The sequence below is a fragment of the Algoriphagus sp. genome (assembly GCF_024305035.1).
GTDB lineage: Bacteria > Bacteroidota > Bacteroidia > Cytophagales > Cyclobacteriaceae > Algoriphagus.
In genome coordinates, this window is record NZ_JAMWZB010000045.1 from 1 (window position 1) to 22,249 (window position 22,249).

16 protein-coding genes are annotated in these 22,249 nt (G+C 37.7%); all 16 read left to right on the plus strand.

From position 1 onward, the window contains the following. Positions 1 to 428 precede the first annotated feature (428 nt). The 16 genes from Q0L00_RS18510 to Q0L00_RS18585 all read left to right on the plus strand — a co-directional run bounded on the left by Q0L00_RS18510 (position 429) and on the right by Q0L00_RS18585 (position 21,970). Entirely contained in the window at positions 429 to 707 is a 279-nt protein-coding gene (locus Q0L00_RS18510) for a helix-turn-helix domain-containing protein (protein ID WP_297338384.1), read from the plus strand. A 103-nt stretch (positions 708 to 810) separates the two neighbouring features. Then, positions 811 to 2,013 carry a VapE domain-containing protein gene (locus Q0L00_RS18515; protein ID WP_297338385.1) on the plus strand — a complete coding sequence of 401 codons (1,203 nt, stop codon included), beginning with the start codon at positions 811 to 813 and terminating at the stop codon, positions 2,011 to 2,013. A gap of 212 nt (positions 2,014 to 2,225) precedes the next feature. Next, the gene (locus tag Q0L00_RS18520) at positions 2,226 to 2,645 is read left to right on the plus strand and encodes a hypothetical protein (RefSeq protein WP_297338386.1); all 420 of its coding nucleotides are present in this window, start codon (positions 2,226 to 2,228) and stop codon (positions 2,643 to 2,645) included. A 159-nt stretch (positions 2,646 to 2,804) separates the two neighbouring features. Continuing rightward, a complete protein-coding gene (locus Q0L00_RS18525; RefSeq protein ID WP_297338387.1) occupies positions 2,805 to 3,104 on the plus strand; it encodes a toprim domain-containing protein in 300 nt (99 codons plus the stop codon). 152 nt (positions 3,105 to 3,256) lie between these two features. Next, entirely contained in the window at positions 3,257 to 3,544 is a 288-nt protein-coding gene (gene mobC, locus Q0L00_RS18530) for a plasmid mobilization relaxosome protein MobC (RefSeq protein ID WP_297338388.1), read from the plus strand. 22 nt (positions 3,545 to 3,566) lie between these two features. Beyond that, positions 3,567 to 4,724 carry a relaxase/mobilization nuclease domain-containing protein gene (locus Q0L00_RS18535; RefSeq protein WP_297338399.1) on the plus strand — a complete coding sequence of 386 codons (1,158 nt, stop codon included), beginning with the start codon at positions 3,567 to 3,569 and terminating at the stop codon, positions 4,722 to 4,724. A gap of 239 nt (positions 4,725 to 4,963) precedes the next feature. Further along, positions 4,964 to 5,248, plus strand: coding sequence for a helix-turn-helix transcriptional regulator (locus tag Q0L00_RS18540; RefSeq protein WP_297338389.1), 285 nt, complete (start codon positions 4,964 to 4,966; stop codon positions 5,246 to 5,248). 16 nt (positions 5,249 to 5,264) lie between these two features. Then, on the plus strand, positions 5,265 to 7,205 hold the full coding sequence (locus Q0L00_RS18545; protein ID WP_297338390.1) for a site-specific DNA-methyltransferase: 1,941 nt from the start codon (positions 5,265 to 5,267) through the stop codon (positions 7,203 to 7,205). 21 nt (positions 7,206 to 7,226) lie between these two features. Continuing rightward, positions 7,227 to 8,288, plus strand: a complete 1,062-nt coding sequence (locus Q0L00_RS18550; protein ID WP_297338391.1) for a DUF4062 domain-containing protein — start codon at positions 7,227 to 7,229, stop codon at positions 8,286 to 8,288. Continuing rightward, positions 8,285 to 10,135, plus strand: a complete 1,851-nt coding sequence (locus Q0L00_RS18555; protein ID WP_297338392.1) for an ATP-binding protein — start codon at positions 8,285 to 8,287, stop codon at positions 10,133 to 10,135. The genes Q0L00_RS18550 and Q0L00_RS18555 overlap by 4 nt, the downstream gene beginning before the upstream one ends. Then, a complete protein-coding gene (locus Q0L00_RS18560) occupies positions 10,132 to 13,308 on the plus strand; it encodes a DEAD/DEAH box helicase family protein (protein WP_297338393.1) in 3,177 nt (1,058 codons plus the stop codon). Before Q0L00_RS18555 ends, Q0L00_RS18560 begins: the two co-directional genes overlap by 4 nt. A 20-nt stretch (positions 13,309 to 13,328) precedes the next feature. Further along, positions 13,329 to 15,587, plus strand: a complete 2,259-nt coding sequence (locus Q0L00_RS18565) for an AAA family ATPase (RefSeq protein WP_297338394.1) — start codon at positions 13,329 to 13,331, stop codon at positions 15,585 to 15,587. A gap of 6 nt (positions 15,588 to 15,593) precedes the next feature. Beyond that, positions 15,594 to 18,827, plus strand: a complete 3,234-nt coding sequence (locus Q0L00_RS18570; RefSeq protein WP_297338395.1) for a helicase-related protein — start codon at positions 15,594 to 15,596, stop codon at positions 18,825 to 18,827. After that, positions 18,824 to 19,489: a DUF4391 domain-containing protein gene (locus Q0L00_RS18575; protein ID WP_297338396.1), complete on the plus strand. Its 666-nt coding sequence runs from the start codon at positions 18,824 to 18,826 to the stop codon at positions 19,487 to 19,489. Before Q0L00_RS18570 ends, Q0L00_RS18575 begins: the two co-directional genes overlap by 4 nt. 66 nt (positions 19,490 to 19,555) lie before the next feature. Further along, complete coding sequence (locus Q0L00_RS18580; RefSeq protein WP_297338397.1) at positions 19,556 to 20,794, plus strand: hypothetical protein; 1,239 nt, start codon at positions 19,556 to 19,558, stop codon at positions 20,792 to 20,794. 381 nt (positions 20,795 to 21,175) lie between these two features. Continuing rightward, the gene (locus Q0L00_RS18585) at positions 21,176 to 21,970 is read left to right on the plus strand and encodes a hypothetical protein (RefSeq protein ID WP_297338398.1); all 795 of its coding nucleotides are present in this window, start codon (positions 21,176 to 21,178) and stop codon (positions 21,968 to 21,970) included. Positions 21,971 to 22,249: the final 279 nt, after the last annotated feature.

The following is a 22,249-nucleotide window of genomic DNA, read 5'->3' on the forward strand; positions in this document are numbered from 1 at the left end:
TTTTTGGTGTACCTCTATTTTCTTAAAGTTATGCATTGTTGCTTTCTGGTAACAACAGAGAGCAGTTCGTAGAAATTTTAAAAAAGGGGATTGTTCCATCCTCCCCTCTATTCGACTTAAATATTCCTGTGATTGATGCGGTCTATTTTTTCGATGAACTAAATAATAAGATTGATGGGCTTTCAAATCCTAAATTGGCAAAAATTTTTCTGATAAATGGAAAAGGAATAAAACCCGGATCTCTTCGAAGCTCCAAAAGCAATTCAAAAAACTCTAGAAGCAAGTCTGAAATTGAACATCAAATAGACAGTATTTTCTCAAAAATTCATTGACAAAAACGGCCAATTCATTGACAATTGTCAATAATCAATGCCTTTTCGGCTCTCCTTTATTCTCCTTTGCTGGACATCATCAAATAAAATACAGCAATGGAAAACGACCAAATCCTACTCAAACTCAATCGTATTGAGAAATTCATGTTTGGACTTAAGGATATCTTGAATCCTGAGGAACTTAGTGAGTATACAGGTTTCAAAGTATCCTACATCTACAAGCTAGTAAGCCAATCCAAAATTCCATATTCCAAGCCAAATAATGGCGCACTTTTCTTCGATCGTAAAAAGATTGATGATTGGCTACTTCAAAACCCCAGTAAGTCAGAAGCTGAATTAAGAAAGGAAGCTTTGCAATACGCCAGAAAAAAATAAAGCGAACCCTTTCGAATTCGCTTTTAATGTGGAAATGGTATCTCCGTCTGACAACGTAAAGATACTAGTTCTGCATTCATTTTCAAACTCTTAATGCAGCAACATGAAAAACAGAAATCCATTCAAACGATTGGATGATGACTCCAATTCTCCAATGGTAAAGATGATCCGCTATTTGCTAAGTAAATATGACTTTATCAACAACGTAGTAGTCTACGAGGTCTTTGCCAGTGAAAAAGAAAAAAACAACTACCTACGGGTCAATCCGCATACTCTATTGATTGAGGCGAAATCAGCCGGACACAACACATCCCTAGCCGATATCAATTCTTTCCTGAGTAGTGATTTTATTCCGAAAGTAAATCCGTTGGAATTCTATTTTGAGTACCACAAACACCAATGGAATCAGAAAGAACATGGTGATTATATAGAACACTTCGCCAGCTATATCCAAGTGCTGGATCAAGAAAGGTTCAAAGTCCAGTTCAAAAAGTGGCTAGTCCGTTGCGTCGCCTGCAGTCTAGATGACCAATACTTTAACAAACAGGCCTTAATTTTAGTCCAAGACAAACAAAACAGCGGAAAGTCAACTCTGACTAGATTTCTTACTCCTCCAGATCTTTCCGAATACCAGACCGAAAATATCTCGGTAGACAAGGATAGCCTAATAGCTCTTTGTCAAAACTTCCTAATCATCCAGGATGAATTGTCAACGCTTAACAAGCAGGAAATAAATGCCCAAAAAAGCCTGATGAGTAGATCCTACATCAAAGTCCGGCATCCCTATGACAGAAAACCTACCATGGAACCTCGGAGAGCATCCATCATTGGCTCTACCAACAAAGCCGAATTCCTGACTGATGATACAGGAAGTGTCCGTTGGCTTTGCTTCAATCTCATCGGAATCAATTGGGACTACAAAAAAAATATTGACATCAATCGAGTTTGGTCACAGGCATACCACCTTTTCAATTGTGGTTTTGAATTCAATATGACAGCCGATGAGATCACGGAAAACGAACTGGCCAATGCTCAGTTCAGCACTATTACTATGGAGTTTGAGCTGGTCCAAAAACACTTTGAGCCAGGAAATAAGGAGGATGAATTCATGACCCCGTCGGATATCATCCAATATCTGAACAAAGCAGAGGGATCACTTCTCAAAATCAGCCGGGAGGAAGTAGGAAAAGCCCTGAAAAGACTCGGATTTGAACGGATTGCCAAAAGAGGCCATGGCGAAAAGTCATATCCAGTCAAAGGCTATTATTTAAAAACCCTTAATCTACTTACTACTATACTACAATAAATATATATGTCTGATATACTGAAAGTTGACTGTAGTAAGGTTAAATCAATCAAGATTACTACGCTTACTACAAATCCTGAAATGTAGTAAGCTTAAAACGGTTATAAAAGCGTAACCTGACTACACCTAATAACTTGATTGACTTTCAATTAGTCCAAGTGTAGTGATGTAGTAACCTGCTTTGACAATTTTAACTAGCAAACCATAAAATCATGAACTGTAAACAAGCCAATCAAATCAGCATTCTCGAATATCTCTCAACGATTGGCATCCATCCAGCGAAAAACCTTGGAAGCTATTCCATATACTTTTCTCCATTCCGGGAAGAAAAAACGCCTTCTTTCAAAGTAGATCACAAGTGCAATCTTTGGATTGACTTCGGAAATAACAATGACGGAGGAACACTGATCGACCTAGTCTTGAAATTGAACTCTGCTTTTTCCATTGAAGAGGCACTGAATCATCTCTCGTCAAAGAATTTGGAGTCTTTTTCTTTTCAACAGCAAGTCAATCACCAAAACTTGAAAGCCGATTCTAAATTACAAGTCTATGCTGTCAAACCAATTGGTTCTAACAATGCTGTTTCAGAATACATTGAATCCCGAGGGTTAAACTTGTCCATGGCTCGATAATTCTGTAAAGAAGTTTATTTCGAGGTAGACGGAAAGAAATATTTTGGAGTAGGAAACCAGAATACCAATGGTTGGTCGATTCGCAACAAATATTGGAAAGGATGCAACGCCCAAGGCATTAGTATTTTTGGAGATCCAAAAGGAAATAGAAATTCAACCTTGGCAATATTTGAAGGGATCTTTGACTTGATGAGTTACTTTCAAAGAAACAATTTCCAGGAGATTCCCTCCTGTCTAATATCCCTTAACTCACTGGCAAATACCAGTGAAGCCACCTTCTATTTCGAGCAATTTAAAAAAGTGGAGCTATTCCTAGATCGGGATGACCAGGGAAAAAAAAAGACCAAAGAGCTACAAAGAGAACACCCCTACTGCATAGACAAAAGTCTAGAATATGTCGGATACAAAGACTTCAATGAAATGCTAATGAATGATGATCGACTTGGCTTTCTGCGTTGAGGGTCGCTTTGCGAAGCAAGCTATGTTTCGGCCAGACCGAAACGTTTGCTTCACTCCGCTCAGAAATCAAAAACTCACTTCGTTCAATTACTGATATGGCCAGGCCTAAGCTACCGCAAAAAGAAAAAAAGAGTATTAAGTTTTCCTTCAAAATGGACGAAGGAGAATTTGAGCAGTTGATAAAACTTTGTGAATACTCCGACCTCAGCGCTTCCGAAGTAATCAGATCTTGTGTCTTCAAAAATAGACTGCCGAAAGCACGTACTCCGATACTTGAAAAGCAAACCTATTTAGAGTTAAAGAAGATCGGAACGAACATCAACCAAATTGCAAAACACTACAATTCGAATATCCCGGTACCTTCTGATAAACTTACTGCTTTCCTAGCTCTGAAAGAAAAACTGAATCTCCTAATCAAACATCTAGTCGATGATCACTAAAGTATCAATCGGAACTTCATTCATGGGAGCATTGAACTACAACTTGAAAAAGCTCTATTCCAAGGACGAGTCCCAAAAAGCTGAGATACTGGCTACCAATTTTGCTAGCCTCAATCATCAGTCTATCAAGAATGAGCTCCGCTTGTTGCAAAGTTTAAACCCCAGATTGAAGCGAAACACCTTTCACACCAGCCTCAATTTTGGAAAGGACGAAGTGATTTCCAATGAAAAAATGCTCACGATTGCCGAGGAGTACATGAAGAAAATGGGATTTGACAACAATGCCTATTTCATATTCAGACACCATGACACCGGTCATCCACATTGTCATATTCTGGCTTTACGTAATCGTTTTGATGGAACTGTAGTTTCAGACAGCAAAAATTACCAACGGAGCGATAAAATCGCTAGGGAATTGGAGCAAAAACATGGGTTGGAAAAAGTCCAATCCAGCCTTGAATCAAAGGTGAAATCTCCTAACAAGGATGAAATAGAAATGGCTTTAAGGACTGGTAAAGCTTCCCAGAGAATGGTACTCCAAGAGTTGGTAGGAGCAGCTTTGAAAAGAAATAACAACATCCCTGCCTTTATAGACCACTTGGAAAAAAATGGGGTCAATGTATTATTTAACCAAGCCAGCACAGGCAGGGTAACAGGAATTTCCTATTGCTTTGGTGGATTTTTAGCCAAAGGCCAGGCATTAGGAAATCAATTCAAATGGGGTCAGGTATCCAAAACTTTAAACTATGAGCAAACTAAAGACTTTCAACCAATTGACGAAGCAAACGGTCGAACAAGAGCAGCATATCCGAAGGGAGGAAATGACTCTAAAGCTGGAAAACCAACAGCTAATCGAATGCCTGATGGAACTTCGAAACAATCAGAAGGAGATCATGAAAAACCAAAAAATACTTCAACATCAAATCAATTCCAATCATCAAACATTGGCCACAAAACTGGATCCAAGGATCGAGAAGCTGATTTCAGGAATGATCGAGAACCGGAAATCTTACCATCAAGTGATCAAGGCAGTACAAATAGCGTTTTTCACTCTAATGGTGCCATTGCTAGCCTTGGTGAGTTGCTTGCTGGTGCTTCGGCTACTGGGAGTGTAAGTGATGACGGCAAAAAGAAAAAGAAGAAAAAAGGTAAAGAAGAGGATTTAGGGTTAGAGTGCTGAGCCCCCTATTTACTCCTCATAAATCCAAATATACCAAAGTCCTTATATCTGGATATATAGATATATTTATATACAGACATACCTATATGTAGATACATTTTTTGTCAATATCACAGTTTTCAAGACTGTAAACGATTTTTTTAATTTTCTTAAAAATTTCCTTTCGCTCCTGCTGTATTTGTCCGGTAATTTTCTATTTTAGTCAAAATTTGTCAAGTCAATAAGCGAATAGACTAACGATGATAGGAGATAGAATCAGGGAGCTGCGGGAAGGGGAAAACATCCTGCTTCGGCAGCTGGCAGCCCAGCTCGATATGGATACCGCCTTACTCAGTAAGATGGAGCGGGGAGACCGACAATTCCGTAAGGAAGAAATCCTGGAACTGGCCAAAATCTTCCATCAAAACGAACAGGAACTCCTTACCCTCTGGCTAGCAGACAAAATTCTGAAAGCCACTGAAGGTGAAGCCTACATCCCTGAAGCCTTGAAGCTTGCACTAAATACCTATCAACAATCCCTATAAATCCCGAAGCACTGCTATGAGTATTGAGAAACTGGACATGAAGTCCCCTGATCTGGTCAACCAAAATTTTGACAAACTGGCCAGCTTATTTCCAAACTGTGTGACGGAATCGGCCGAAGGCAAAGCAATAGACTTCGACCTGCTTAAGCAGGAACTCAGTCACGCCGTGGTGGACGGTACCAAAGAACGATACCGCTTAGAGTGGCCGGGTAAAAAAGTAGCCATCGTAACGGCCAACCTTCCAACTACTAAAACCCTTCGTCCAGTACGGGAGGATTCTGTTGACTTCGATACCACAGAGAATATCTATATCGAAGGGGACAACTTGGAAGTACTCAAACTCTTACAAGAAAGCTATCTGGGCAAGATCAAAATGATCTATATCGACCCTCCTTATAATACTGGGAAGGATTTCGTTTACAAGGATAATTTCTCGAAAGACCGCCATGAAGAATTTTTAGAAAGTGGTCAAAAGGATGAATATAACCAACGCTTGATGGCAAATCCAGAAACAGCTGGACGCTATCATTCTGACTGGTTAACGATGATGTATCCAAGATTGAAATTGGCAAGAAATCTTTTGACCCAAAATGGAGTCACATTTATCTCTATAGATGAAAATGAAAACCATAATTTAAGAAAGGTTTGTGATGAAGTTTTTGGTGAGAGTAACTTTGTAGCAGATATTATTTGGCAAAAGAAAACCGGTTCTTCTGATGCTAAGCATATTGCAACGATTACCGAATATATTATAGTTTACGCAAGGAATATTGATCTTTTAGAATTTAATCAGGACGAAGAAGCTCATGATAATTCAAGGTATAGATATAAAGATGAACATTTTGAACAACGAGGGCCTTATTATACAGATAACCTAGACAGAGGAACGCTTGGTTATCATGAAACACTTGATTATGGAGTCACAACACCTGATGGAAGAAAGGCATTTCCTAATGGACGTACAAATCAGTTTAATGACGGTTGGAGATGGAAATGGAGTAAGAGTAAGCTAGACTGGGGAATAAAAAATGATTTTATTGAGCTTCAAGAATCCCCTTCAAAACAATGCGGTTGGTCGGTCTATTATAAGATTTACTTAAATGTTGATAATGAAGGAAATCCAAAAAAAAGAAGCTCTCCTTATAAAAATATTATTCAAGGAATCCTTAACACCCATGCTTCAACTGAAGCTAAAGAATTATTTGATAGAACAGGCATTTTTTCTAATCCCAAACCAACAGAGTTAATAAATAGGCTTCTCCAATTCAGTACAGACGAAAATGATATAATTCTTGACTTCTTTTCAGGTTCAGCCACTTCCGCTCACTCTGTTCTTAAAGTAAATGCAATTGATGGCCTAAATCGAAAATATATTCATATACAACTACCTGAAAAAACAGATGAATCAAGTGATGCATATAAAGCTGGCTACAAAAACATCTGTGAAATAGGCAAAGAGCGTATTCGCAGAGCTGCCAAAAAAATCAAAGCTGAAAAACTGGAAAAAGCCCAGAAAGATGGTCTTTTTGCCGATTTCACTGATGAGCAGGACTATGGTTTCCGGGTATATCGTCTTGACTCCAGCAATATGCAGGATGTGTACTACCGTCCCCAAGACTATCAGCAGAGTCAGTTGGATGCTTTTGCAGATAATATCAAGCCTGACCGTACACCAGATGATTTATTGACCCAGATTCTATTGGATTGGGGACTTCCACTCAGCCTTAAGATCAGCTCCGTAGAAATTTCGGGAAAGAAAGTCTATCAAGTGGCTGAAAACTCCCTCTATGCTTGCTTTGATTCAGGGATCGATGAGGACTTTGCGAAAGAAATTGCCAAGGACTCCCCTCTTCGGGTTGTATTCCGAGATAATGGCTTCAAAAACGATACTGCCAAAGTGAATGTCCGCCAGCTCCTTAAGCAGCTTAGTCCAGAGACAGAAATGAAAGTAATATAACAGAGAATATTTGCCATTAATATGAGAAAGACAGTTTTTATATCATCCACTTTCGAGGATCTTAAAGAGCATCGAAACAAAGTATGGGAGATCCTAAATAAATATGAGGTGAATATCAGGGGCATGGAACAATTCGGAGCAAGGACAGAAAAACCAATAGAGACTTGCATAGCCGAGGTTGTTCAGTCAGATATTTTTGTTGGAATTATAGCCTGTAGGCTTGGTTCTATAGATATCCCTACAGCGAAATCTTTTGTACAGCGGGAGTATGAGAAAGCCAAAGAGCTAGAAAAAGAGATATTTATTTACCTTTTAGATGAGAGGAATGGAAAAGTGGTTCCCGCGCATGTAGATAAGGGAGAAAACTTTGAGAAACTTGAAGCTTTTAAATCAATTCTAAGGGAAAATCATACTGTTGATATTTTTAAAGATGAAATAGACTTAAGTGAAAAATTAGATCGAAAATTCAACGAATTATTATCTAGAAAGAGTAACGGACTAAAAAATTTAACAGATGAATATGCCAATTCCAATGACACATTAAAAAAATTTTTTTTACTTCCAAAAGAGTACTCAGGGAAGGAAGTAAAATTAAAGGTAAAATTTGATGGTAACCCATTTCCTGCATCAAAAGAAGTATGTAGATCTTTTTCAGTTAACTACGGAAGAACAATTGGGATTGGCATTAAAATTCTTTCTCCCGAAACTACAGATCAAGCTTTAAAATTTTTGCTTATAGATAGCAAACTAGCCGAATCATTTTTTCAGGTTGATAAAGATAATGAAGTAGAGATTTACGCTACACTTAATTTCAGTGAAGGTACAATCAGTAATTTGAGAGCTTCTTTTATTTCCACCCCTCCTAGTACAGCTTATAGTTTAAAAACAAGCAGACCAATAGGGTTGCTTGGGGATATGTATGAGGAAATTAGAATTCAGGGAGTTCAAGCAGAAGGACAACTAGTTTTGATTTTAAAAGAAATAATCAATAGTGATGGAAATAAAGATTCCATAATCCAAGGCGGAAAGGAAGTTGAGGTAGTGAAAGAAAATAAAACAGAGGCAAAGACTCAGTCTATATGAATGCCAAGGAACTAATCAAACAATTGAATCTCACTGATGAGTGCACTTGGATAGAGGCTAAGAAAGGCTCGTCCATTGACCGATCGGTGATGGAAACAATCTGTGCTTTCTGCAATGAGCCTGGTCTGGAAAACGGATATATCCTTTTGGGAGTCGAGCAGGAAGAAATGTCCCTGTTCCCCTCCTACATAGCAACAGGCGTAGAGCAGACTGACAAATTGCAGCTGGATCTCAGCACCCAATGTGCATCGATATTCAACCAGCCCATCCGACCCGACATTACCGTAGAGCGCATTGGTGATAAAAATGTCATTGTCATTCAAGTCCAGGAGTTGGCTGATGGACAGAAACCTGTCTATTTTAAGAAAGACGGACTTCCCAAAGGCGCCTATCGAAGGATCGGTAGCAGCGACCAGCGTTGCACCGAAGATGATCTTTTTGTTTTCTATAATAAAGAAGACTCACTGGATAGCAGTATTGTAAAGGATTCATCTTGGGATGATGTAAGCGAATCGGCAGTCGAGCTCTATCGAAACTTACGTTCTAAGATCAATCCTTTCGCAGAAGAATTGCAATACAGCGATATAGACTTACTGCATTCCCTTGGCTGCATTAAAAAAGAAAACGGTCAAACCTATCTGACCTACGCAGGCCTTTTGCTTTTTGGAAAAAGACCTTCACACCGGAGATTGTTACCCATGGTTCGGGTTGATTATATCCGAATTCCTGGCAATGAATGGGTGGAAGATCCTGAAAACCGATTTACCACCATTGATATGCGTGGTTCCTTGTTGGAAATGGTTCAACGTGTTTTTAGCCAAATAACGGATGATTTGCCTAAAGGCTTTCTACTCGCTGAGGGAGAACTACAGGCTGCAAGCATAGGATTGCCGACCAGAGTTCTTCGTGAGGCCATCGTAAATGCCTTGATCCACAGAACCTATAGAGAAAACCAACCTATACAGATTTTACGGTACGGAAACAGGTTGGAAATTAAAAATCCCGGATTTTCGCTTAAGCCGGAAGACCACTTGGGAGAACCGGGTTCTAAGAATCGTAATCCCTATATCGCAGCGGTCTTTCATGAGACTAACTTGGCAGAAACCAAAGGTTCTGGGATTCGCACCATGCGGGCATTGATGGAAAAATCAAACTTGCTCCCTCCTACTTTTGAAAGTGATCATGGAAGAAATCTGTTTACCGCTCGACTGTTATTGCATCATTTCTTAGGGACTGAGGACGTGAAGTGGCTTTCCAAATTTGAATCCTTTGAATTGAATGAAGATCAAAAAAGGGCTTTGATATTCACCAAAGAAACCGGAGCTATTGACAATTCTGCTCATAGACAGCTTAATAGCATTGATCCTCTAAAAGCAAGCGCAGACCTAAGAGACTTACGAAAAAAGGAAATCTTAGATCAGAAAGGCAAAGGAAAAGCAACCTACTATGTTCCTGGCAAATTATTTTCCGGGGAAGTTAATGAACCAGTTCAAGCTTCTAGTGAACCAGTATCAAGTGCAATAAATCTTAGTGAACCAGTTCAGGCTTCTAGTGAACCAGTATATTCCGACTTAGTGAACCAGTTTCCAAAACACATTCAAGAGCAATTTCCGGCTTTTCAAGGACGAATAACCGATAAGGAAGCCCTGGAAGACTTTATTTGTGATTTATGTTTTTCGAAGGAACTTTCTATTAGTCAGTTATCGAAGCTGTTACATAAAGGGGAAAAATATCTTCTTTTCAATTTTATTAAACCCCTGAGAGAGTCAAAAAGGCTTGAATACGCTATCCCTGAAATGCCAAACCATCCGCAACAAGCTTATAAAACCATCAAAAGCAGAAAATGAAACTCCAATTCAAAGAACAAGATTTTCAGATTCAGGCGGTAAAAGCCGTGGTGGACTGCTTTAAAGGGCAAGAGCCTAAAACGAATAGGTTTACTTTAGAGCGAAGCAAAAACCTGATTAAAAAAGCGAAACAGGCTGCCAGCGGTGCGGTTCAGGCATCAGTTTTCGAAGCCGAAGTTTTGGAAGACATAGGTTACCGAAATAGTCCCATCAAAGTTTCGGAAGCTAATGTGTTGAAAAACATACAAGACGTTCAAAAAGCAAACGACTTAAACGAGAGTCAACAAATCGAAAGACCCAAGGGAGTCAAACTGGGTTATAATCTGACCATAGAGATGGAGACCGGTACAGGTAAGACCTATACCTATATCCGCACTATGTACGAATTGCATAAAAGCTACGGGTGGAGCAAGTTCATTGTGGTTGTTCCTAGCATAGCGATCAGAGAGGGAGTTTTCAAATCTTTTGAGGTAACCCAAGACCACTTTCAAGAATTGTATGGTCACAAAATCAAGCCTTTCATATACAATTCAGACAGAGCGGAAGACATTGACAATTTTGCCTCCGATAGTAGGATATCTGTGATGATCATCAACACACAGGCCTTCTCTTCTCCCCAATACGATAAAAAAACAGGTGAACTCAAGGAAAACGCAGGGAATCGAATCTATAGGGAATTGGATCAATTTGGGACAAGGAGACCTATAGATATCATTGCCCAGACCAATCCAATTCTGATTATCGATGAACCACAATCTGTTGGTAAACAAGGATCTAAAACCTTGGATAGCATGCAGGGCTTTAATCCATTGCTTACACTGAGATATTCAGCTACTCATGCCCAGGGTGAAGAATATAACAAGGTTTACCGATTAGATGCACTGGATGCATATAACCAGCACTTGGTAAAGAAGATCCAAGTCAAAGGCATCAATCTCAAAGGCTCCACGGGCACCACAGGTTACCTGTACCTGGAGCATATTTCCTTAAGTACGAGTAAGCCACCCTTTGCTGTATTGGAATTTGAAAAGCGAGTTGGGGAAGGTATTAAGAAGGTAAGACAAAAATTGCCTGAAGGAGCCAACCTGTATGAATTGTCAGGAGAACTTCCAGTCTATAAAAACCATACAATTACCGAAATCAACGGCTATCTGAACAAGGTAGTAATCAATGGACAAGATATATTACCGGGGGACATCCTTAATGACAAAGACGAAAACGCATTTCGGAGAGTCCAAATTCGGGAAACGATTCAGTCCCACCTTCAAAAAGAAAAGCAACTCTTTGGGCAGGGCATAAAAGTCCTCAGTCTTTTTTTCATAGACTCCGTAGAAAAGTACCGCCTCTATGATGAGGATGGGGAAAAGCTGTTGGGAGAATATGCCAAGATCTTCGAAGAGGAATATAATAAGCTGAGAAGCGAATTTTTGGATCTTTTCAGGGCAGACTACAATGGATATCTGGAAGAAACAGACCCCAGTAAAGTACATCGGGGATACATGCCAAAAGCTTATCTTGACTATCTAAGCAGAGATGATGCCCATCGGGTACATGAGGGCTACTTCTCGATTGATAAAAAAGGAAAATCCATTGACCCTTCGGTAAAACGGGGAAGTGAGGATTCAGATGATACCTCAGCTTACGATTTGATCATGAAGGACAAAGAGAAACTAATGAGCTTTGAGGAGCCTGTTCGATTTATCTTTTCCCACTCCGCCCTAAAGGAAGGCTGGGACAATCCGAATGTATTTCAGATCTGTGCGCTTAAAAATGCTGATAGTGGAAGCCAAACACGGAGACGGCAGGAAGTAGGACGTGGAATGCGCCTTTGTGTAGATAAGCGAGGAGTCCGCCAAGATTATGAATTGGTGGGTGATCAGATCCACGAGATCAATAAGTTGACCGTCATTGCTTCTGAAAGCTATGAGGCCTTTGCCAAAGGGCTTCAAATTGAAATAGCAGCTACGCTCAAGGACAGACCACAAAAAGCTGATAAAGAATATTTTGTAGGTAAAGTGTTGATGGATGCGGACAGCAACACTCATCGGTTAACTGATGCAGAAGCTCAAAAGCTGCAGTTTAAGCTAATTGTCGATCAAGTCATCGATGAAGATTATAAGATCACCCTCAAAGGGCGGGAATTGATCGAACAAAATACTTTCGCTCTACCCTATACCCTGGAACCCTACCGAGAATCCATCGGCAAATTGCTCAAGTCAGTTTACACTGGTGAAGCTTTCAAACCGGAGGACGAGCGGCAATCCATAGTACTGGATACCAATGCAAATTTTGCCAAGAAAGAATTCCAGGAACTTTGGGACAAAATCAATCTAAAAACGGTCTATGAGGTCAACTTTGATACGGAAAAGCTTATCCAGGACAGCAAAAATCGGATCAATGCCCAGCTTCATATCAGCGATCGAATCTACGAGGTAAAAACCGGAGAGCTTAAGGAAGGTACAAAGGCGGAAATGGAACAAGGCAACTTGGTAAAGGAATCCAAGCGAGAATCCTTAAAACTCAAAAATGATTTATATACCAATTCGGTCTATGATGTCATTGGTGAAATAGAAGCCTTGACCCATCTCACCAGACGAACCATAGTTGCCATTCTCAAAGCTATTCATGAAGAAAAATTCTTATTGATCCGCAAAAATCCGGAAGAGTTTATTGCTCGATCCAGCAAACTGATCAATGAAGTCAAGGCCAGCCTGATCATTAACAACATCGTCTATCACAAAGTGGAAGGCCGTCATGATGCAAAAACGGTCTTTACGAATGACAAACATGCCCTACGCCAATCAGAACTGCTTAAAAAGCATATCTATGACTATTTGACATCAGATTCCAAGGTTGAGGCTGATTTTGCCAAGGCATTGGAAAACAGTACCGAAGTGGTGGTCTATGCTAAGCTTCCGAAGAGCTTTTATGTCTCCACCCCTGTAGCCAAATACAGCCCAGATTGGGCCATTGTTCTGGATAAGGATAAGGTACGACACATCTATTTTGTGGCCGAAACCAAGGGTTCCGATTCCGATATGGATTTGAGGGAAATAGAAAAGCTCAAAATCCACTGTGCCGAAAAGCATTTTGATACGATCAGCGGTGGCGTGGTAAAATTCTCAAAAGTAAGCAGCTATGAAAAGCTAATGGATATTGTACAGATGAAGTAAAAGCTAGATGACCTTTTAAAATGCTCCAACAAATCACCAAAATCAAAGGATTCGGCATCTTGGATAATTTTCAAGATGGACAAAAAATAAAGCCTTTCAATAAATACAACCTATTATATGGTTGGAATGGAAGCGGCAAGACTACTCTTGGTAGATTGATGAGATGTTTAGAAAATAAGTCCTTACATGCTGAATTCAAATCCTCCGAATTCACTGTCAATCTTGACAGTGGAAAGATTGAATCAAAAAATCTAGATCATAGCTTGGACATAAGGGTCTTTAATCAAGATTTTGTAACGGATAACTTAAATTTATTTGATGCAACAACGAAACCTATAATTTTTATCAGTAAGGAGAAAATTGATGAAAAGAAAGAGCTAGATAATAAAAAAGATGAGCTCAAAAAAAAGCAGGAAGATATCGGAAAAATAGAGAAGGAATTTATTACTCATTATAGGAATTTAGAAGATTTCCATAAAACTACCGGAAAATCAATTAAGGACTTTTTTTTGGGAACTGTCTACGCAAATGTAACCTACAATAAAAATGCTTCGGAAAGAATTTGGATCGAAATAAGAGATGGAGAGCTAAAAGATTATGAACTTTCAGAAAAAGATTTATCACAAGAAAAGGACTACACTCTCTTAAACAGTAAAAAAGACGAAATACCCAAGGTACAGTTTCCGGTAAAAGTTGATATTGAAAAATTAAAACAAATTCAAAAAGAGGTACACAAACTACTTACTACTAACATAACATCAAAAGTAATTGAGAGACTTAAAGATAATCCTGAAATAGGTAAATGGGTTGAAGTTGGTCTCGAACTACATAAGCATCATGAAAGCAATGATTGTGAGTTCTGTGGCCAAAAACTTCCAAAAAATAGGATTGAAGATTTAGAAAAGCATTTCAGCAAAGAATATAATGATCTAAAAGACCAAATTACTCAATTGGTCGAAAATCTAGAAAAAGGTATTAGACCAGAATTAACAGATTATAGTTATTTGCTTTATGAAAGTTTGAAAAAAAAATACAACCTAGTACTTAAAGAAACAAACAACGCTCTCAAAGAAGCCAACAGAAAACTCCAGCAATGGATAGAATCCTTAATATGCAAGAAAGGTGACCCATTTAAACTATTTGATGTAGAAAATTCAGATTTATCGGAATTCTCTGAGTTTAATAAAAATTTGTCCGCTCTTAATTCAATCATAATAGAACATAATGAGATCACAAATTCTCATCAGGAAAAGGCCGAAAACGCGAAAAAGAAAATTGAGTATCATTTTGTTAGCCAATCCGCATTAACTCAAAGCATCAAAGAAACTGAAGAAAAATATTCTTCCTTAAAAAATCAGCGAGCTTCTGAGAAGGAGAAACTTTCATTGCTTGAGGGTCAGATTAAAGAACTGCAAAACAGCCTGAAAAGTGATACTTTAGCCATAGATGAGATTAATGATAATATTCATAGGTTTTTAGGCCGAAATGATATTATTCTTGAAAGACAAGATGAGGGCGGCTACCAACTAAAAAGAGGAAGTATCGTAGCCAGAAATTTGAGTGAGGGAGAAAAAACAGCAATTTCCTTGATCTATTTTTTCTCTAAGATTCAGGAAAACGACGCTAAAATGGCCGATCAAATTATAATTTTAGACGACCCTGTATCCAGTTTCGATAGTAATCATCTTTTCAATGCATCGAGTCTAATCAAGAAAGCTACTGAAAAATCAAAGCAACTTTTCGTACTAACCCATAATTTCTGGTTTTTCAAACAAGTTCGGGATTGGATGGTAAGGAAAAACAAAAAAGAAGATGTGGTTGCAAATATCTATTTAGTAAAGCAAGGTGTAATTACTGATGCTAATAAGTCTTTAATGAGTTTTCATTCCGAATACCAACATGTATTTAAGACTGTATTAGATTTTCAGGACATGGATACTATTGAAGAGTCCCTTTGCTTTACCATTGCCAACTCAATAAGAAGACTTTTAGAGGCATTTACCAGTTTTAAATGCCCGGATGACTCTGGATTTAATGGAGCATTGCAATTGGGTGAGAAAAAAGGCTTGCTAACTGAACAAAAAGAAAGAATTTACTTTTTCGCACATAAATATTCACATCTCGATCGAATTGAGTCATTGGACAATACAGTAGAACCATTAATGGAGGAGGGAAAAAATGTTGTAAATGATGTGTTGTGGTTAATAAAAAAAGTAGATGAAGACCATTACAAAAGTATGCTAAAGGTCTGTGGTCATGAAGATAAGCTCACAGCCTAACAATCTATGAAACTAATTGACAATATAACCCACCGGTTAGCTGATGACCTGAAGGAAAATTTAGGCAAGAATACGAAATTGAGTATTGCTGCATCCTCATTTTCGATCTATGCATTTGAGGCTCTCAAAAAGGAGTTGAAAACCATAGATGAACTTCGATTCGTCTTTACCTCCCCTACTTTCATCGAAGAGAACTTGAAAAAGGAAGTTCCTAAATTTTTCATCCCCCACCTTTACAAAGAGGCAGATCTATGTGGTGGAAATTTTGAACTCCGTTTAAAAAATCAACTCAACCAGCGTGCTATTGCCAAGGAATGCTCCAAATGGGTGAAGGAAAAGGTTACTTTTAAATCAAACAAGCACCTCGATCAAGAACTCAACAAGCTGATTCACATAGAGAATAAAGATCAAACAGCGTTTGCTTATGCCAATGTCAATAGCTTTACTACTTCCGATCTTGGACTAAGCCCAAAGAAAGGATTCCCTACCCTAATCCAAAGATCCAACTATCCAAACAGTAACGCTTACCTGGAATGGTTTGACGAGATCTGGGAAAATGAAGAAGATTTGAAAGATGTGACCCAGAGAGTCCAGGACTATTTTGCTTCTGCTTATAAGGAAAACAGTCCGGAGTTTATCTATTTCATAACCCTTTACAACATTTTCAATGATTTTTTGGATGATTTGTCAATCGACAATCTACCAAATGACCAGATTGGCTTTAAAAACACATTGGTCTGGAGTAAGCTCTTCAACTTCCAGAAAGATGCCGTAATCGGAGCCATCAACAAGTTGGAAAAATACAATGGTTGTATTCTAGCTGATAGCGTTGGCTTGGGGAAGACTTTTTCCGCTCTTGGAGTAATCAAATATTATGAAATGCGAAACAAGGATGTCCTGGTACTTTGCCCCAAGAAACTTGAAGCTAACTGGAACACCTATCGCAACAATGACAAAAACAATATCCTACAAGCTGATCGTCTCCGCTATGATGTACTATTCCATACAGATTTATCCAGAGAAAAAGGGGAAAGTAATGGAAGGCGCTTAGAAAATGTGAATTGGGGTAATTACGGACTAGTTGTGATAGATGAGTCTCACAACTTCCGAAACAATAACCCCTATTCAGATAGAGAAAACAGATACCAGACACTATTGCGGAAGATTGTCCGAGAAGGAATTGAAACAAAAGTGTTGATGCTTTCGGCTACCCCTGTCAATAACCGCTTCAATGATCTAAAAAACCAGCTAGCATTAGCCTATGAAGGAAAGGCTCACATTATTGATGCAAAACTGAACACCTCCGCTGGTATCGACCAGATCTTCCGAAGAGCACAGCAAGCATTTAAAGCCTGGAGTACCTTTGATAATTCTAAACGAACTACTGAAAAGTTGCTGGAAATGTTAGATTTCGACTTTTTCGAAATCTTAGATTCCCTGACTATTGCTCGATCCAGAAAACATATTACGACGTACTATGACACCTCAGATATTGGGAAATTCCCAACGCGGAACAAACCGATTTCCATTCAAAGTCCACTGACCGAAAATGGTGAGGTCACATATACCGAAATTGCGGAGGTTTTAACTTTATTGAACCTCTCAGTTTACACTCCACTGAATTATATCCTTCCAAGCAAAATCCAGTATTACAGAGATTTTCTTGAAAAAGATGTACGCTCCGGCGCCGGTAAATTGTCCCAAATTGACCGAGACAACAGTCTAAGAATTCTGATGCGGATCAACCTTCTAAAAAGATTGGAAAGCTCAGTAGATTCATTCAGAATTACTTTAGAGGGAATCATTTCCCAAATTGAAAATGCCATTTCCTCCATTGATAAAGGGTCAAATGGCCAATACGAAGGGATCCAAGCAAAAATCGACGACGAGAATTTTGACTGGGAATCCGATTGGGGTGATGAAGAAGGAATGATCGGGAAAAAGATCAAAGTCCATATTTCCGATATGGACACTCGAAAGTGGAAAGAAGACCTGAACGAGGATTTAGCAATATTGCACCAAACTTGGAGTAAGATCGTCGATATCACGGGCAAGGACGACTTTAAATTGCAGAAGCTCATCGCACTGCTGGAAAAGAAAATCGATGCCCCGTTCAACCCAGGAAATAGAAAAGTAATCATTTTCACTGCTTTTGCTGACACGGCAAACTACCTGTTTTCCAGTATTCAAGGACACTTGAAAAGAAAATACAATATCAACTCCGCCTTGATCACAGGGTCTCGAAAAACGAGTAATGCCAAAGATATTCCGAATGAACTCAATCACCTTCTGACCTGCTTCTCCCCCATTTCTAAGGGGAAAGCCAATCTGTACGGAAATATTTCAGAGTCGATTGATTTGCTGATTGCCACAGACTGTATTTCCGAAGGCCAAAATCTTCAAGATTGTGACTACCTGATCAATTATGATATTCACTGGAACCCGGTAAGAATTATTCAGAGATTTGGTCGAGTGGATAGAATCGGCTCTAAAAACGAAAGCATCACGCTCGTCAATTTCTGGCCAGATATCACACTTGACGCTTATATCAATTTAAAGCAACGGGTGGAAAGTCGAATGCAGATCACAAATATGACCGGAACCGGAGATGACAATATTCTAAATACAGATGAAAAAGACTTAGAATATCGGAAAATTCAACTCCAACGAATGCAAGACGAGGTAATTGACCTTGAAGATATCCGGGAAGGCGTTAGCATTACAGATCTGGGTTTAAACGATTTCAGAATAGATCTTTCCAACTTCATAAAAACCTATGGAGAATTGACCTATATTCCAGAAGGCCTTCATGCAGTAGTAGAATCTAATGAATTACTTCCCAGAGGAGTTGTCTATGTATTGAAAAACATTAATTCCAGTGTAAACATAAACAAACTAAACCGGCTTCACCCTTACTATCTGGTTTACATCAAAGAAACAGGTGAGCTTAACCTAGGACATGTCGAACCTAAAAAAATACTAGATGCTCTTCGTATGCTTTGCAAAGGCAAAAGCGAACCATTAGAAGATGTCTGTAAAATCCTAAATGAGGAGACGGATGAATATCACCAAATGGATTTCTATTCCCACTTACTCAAAAAAAGCATCGGCTCCATCCTCAATACCGAAGAGGAAAAGGAAGTAATGAGTCTATTCAAATCGGGGGGAACAACCGCTTTAAAAGAGAAATTCAAGGGGATAGAGGACTTCAAATTAGTTTCATTTCTAATTGTGAGATGATGGATCTTTTTTCTCTTCCGCTACAAACCAAGGTTAACAAAACCGTTCCTAAAAACGCTTTTGAAAGCTATTCAAATGCAAATCAAAAAGCACTGTTTACCAAACTTATATCTAAAATCACTTGGAGTAATAAATTATCTGAAGAGACACTGAACCTACCAGGTAAAGAAATAAAGGAAATCCAATTATTTAAGATTGAACTTAAAGTAAACGAAGATCCTAAACAATTGCTCGAAATCATGGATAAGGCTATCCCCTATCACATTATATTCATAGTATCTTTCGGAAGAGGATTTTTTTTATCAACTGCCAAGAAACATCCACACCCAACAAATGAGAATTTTTCAGTCATCGACTGGACTTTTAAATCCGATTGGTTAGAACCAGAGCAAATGCATTTTAACCTCAATCTGAAGAAGAGCATCGATTCAATTTACTTGGACTTTTGTAATCAACTGTCTGGAAAACCAAAAATTAATCAAAAGTCCTTCGATGAGTTGATTGAGGTCAACAGCAAAACAGAACAACTAAAGAAGGAAATTACAAGGCTTAAATCTGCTATATCGAATTGCAAGCAATTTAACCAGAAAGTTGAATTGAACCTACGGCTGAAAGAGGTAGAGAGGGAATTGAATTTACATTGGACTATAATGCAAAATTGATTGATAATCAAATGATATAAATCAAAAAGGATACTTCATAAAACTTTATTTAAAATTACAGATGAAATGAGTGATAATAAAACTAGAATATCTGAAGAAAACATTTTAGAAATCCAAGAGTGTATTAAGAGATTATGTGAAAAAGTAAGCTATTATACCGAGGATTTATTTGAAATAGAGCTTGGAGACACAGAAATATATATCCAACTTCCTGGAGAAGATGAAGGTTTTTCCTTAACTATCGAAGAATTTATAGAATTTGATTGGCAAATGGACAAGTTTAATATAATTGATCAAGGAAGAATCCAAACAACTACTTTAACATATCAAATTATAAAGGCAGAAACTGAAGATCTAGAATTCTATTTAAAGAGTACTTCTGATTTTTATCAAGAGATTGAAGGTGCAGAACTTAGTATTGTTGGATCACCCATTTATATTGCAATAGCTTGCATACTTTTGGATTCATATCACGATGATTTTGGAACCGGATATCAAAGCTATACAGTTATTCAAATAGAATATGAAGACAAACGAAATAAGCTATCAAATGAACATGAATCTGACTTAATTTATTCTTATCTTTTTGAAATAGCCGACACAACTGGTTTTGTTTTTTACTTATCAAAAATCAGGGATAATGACCCAGAATTAGCAGAAAAGATTGAAATCCTTTTTGCTAATGAAGAAGGTGATGACTCAGATCCTGAAGAAGAAATAGTACTTAAACCGCTTCTCAAATACTCGGATGCTATGCGTTTGTATGTTTCAGGGTTACAAACTCATGATAAGGAACTTCGTCTTCTTAACTTTTATAAAATATTTGAATACTTCGCTCCTATTGTTATAAGCATTGATTCTTACGATTTGCTTTCAAAGAAACTGGACTCTCCTATTGTTTTGAATCCAAATAGAGAATATTTAAAATCTATCTTTGAGCTAGTAAATTCCACAAACCAAAGGTTAAAAGACAATGAACTTATTAAATCAGTCTTTAACGAGTGTTTTGATATGGTTGAATTGTTCGATTACCTACCCGAAAGTATTAAAAAGAAAGTGCTTGGGATAGTTAAAGAAAAAAAATTAACTTATAAATCTGGAAAAGATAAAATGACACAAGCATGTAATATAATTGCTTCAACAATTTATAGTACAAGAAACCAGGTAGTACATGCCAAGTCAAATTTTGAAGCTACCGGAGATGAATGTCCTGCACGTGATTTAGAACAACTCAATATATTTATGAAAGAAGCTTCTGCAAGAACTATTCGATGGTATAGTAAATTACCAGATTATCAAAAATAATTACTTAACATTACATTTGAGTTGTATTCTATTTCATCAAAACTCCATTTTAATATTCATTTTGATAAAAAATATTAAAAGATTTAAGATTATATTATATTTTCTTTTACTTTGAAGCTGAGAAGTTCAGAGCATAAAAATTATTAGCAATTGTAGAGAATTTCATGATTTAAATACTCTAAAATAATTATCATATGTATACTATTTACTTAGAAGTGAGTGATTAGATAATTTCAAATTCAGTAATTCCATTATAGGAATATAAAAGGAGAGAAAACAGGAGAGATTAAGGGGGATTACCTTAGGAAAATAATCAATGATCTAAATACTTAACTTTCAAGAATCGTAGTCCAGTTAAAAAGAACATACTTCTACTTTCTCATGATAAATGAAGTCATCGAAATTGAATCTTTCAATCCATTTGAATGTCAATATCCTAACAGAAAATTGATCACAAGGGAAACTTTAATCCTGATTAAAAATCTACGTGCTGAGGGTCACAAGGTAAGAATTCTTCCAGATGATGATCAACCTTTAGAAATCTTGTATAAAAAGGGCATTTCTGAAATGTTTTCTGATGTTCTAATTCTGTATTTATTTGGTAAAGCGGTTGACGTTGCGGTAAATGTAGTATCAAGTCAGATTGATAAGATGCTTGAAAGTGATAAAAATGTTAATAAAGAAAATATTATTATTAACATTGATAGATCAACTAATATTTTTAATTATTATGGCGAAAAAGTACTTAAAAACACTGAAAAGAAATTACTTGAAGAGCGATTACAATTCAAAAAGGAATATGAGAAATGCTTCAAAGTAATTTCTCCTTTCAAGAAATATCCCATCCCTATTTTTTTAAACCATAAGCCAAAAATTGTAGGATGGTGTCTCATATACGAAGATGAAAAAGGGCTTGGAACAGAAGGAATAGTTACAGATAAAAAAGTAAAACGTCGTATCAGTCAAGGCAGGCTTAAAGGGTTTAGCATTACTGGGATAGCAAAGATAACTCAATGCTCTATTTGTAATTCCAAATTTACCGAATGCAATCATATTCCTGGAAAAGTGTATGATAATAAAGAATGCGTCAATAGGATTATTGAGGCTGATTTTGTGGAAGCCAGTATTGTCAAACAGCCTGTAAATCCACAATGTTTGATAAACATGGAACTGTAGGCAAAACTAACTGGATTTTAGTCTAAATTTGAAGCCGAATAGAATTTGCCTCTACTCTGTACAACCCTCGTACAACTTAATATCAATAAAAACACTATAAATCAAATAGTTAACACTTACTGTATCGGCAAATAAACGCCTATAAATAGCTCTGAACAACTCTAAGTAAATATTAATAAAAGCCTCTGATTGAATCAATTAGAGGCTTTTCATTTTTAAGTGATTTTGTATCCCCCCGAGCAACCCCATATTTTTTGAATTATTTTGCCCCGCTAGGTT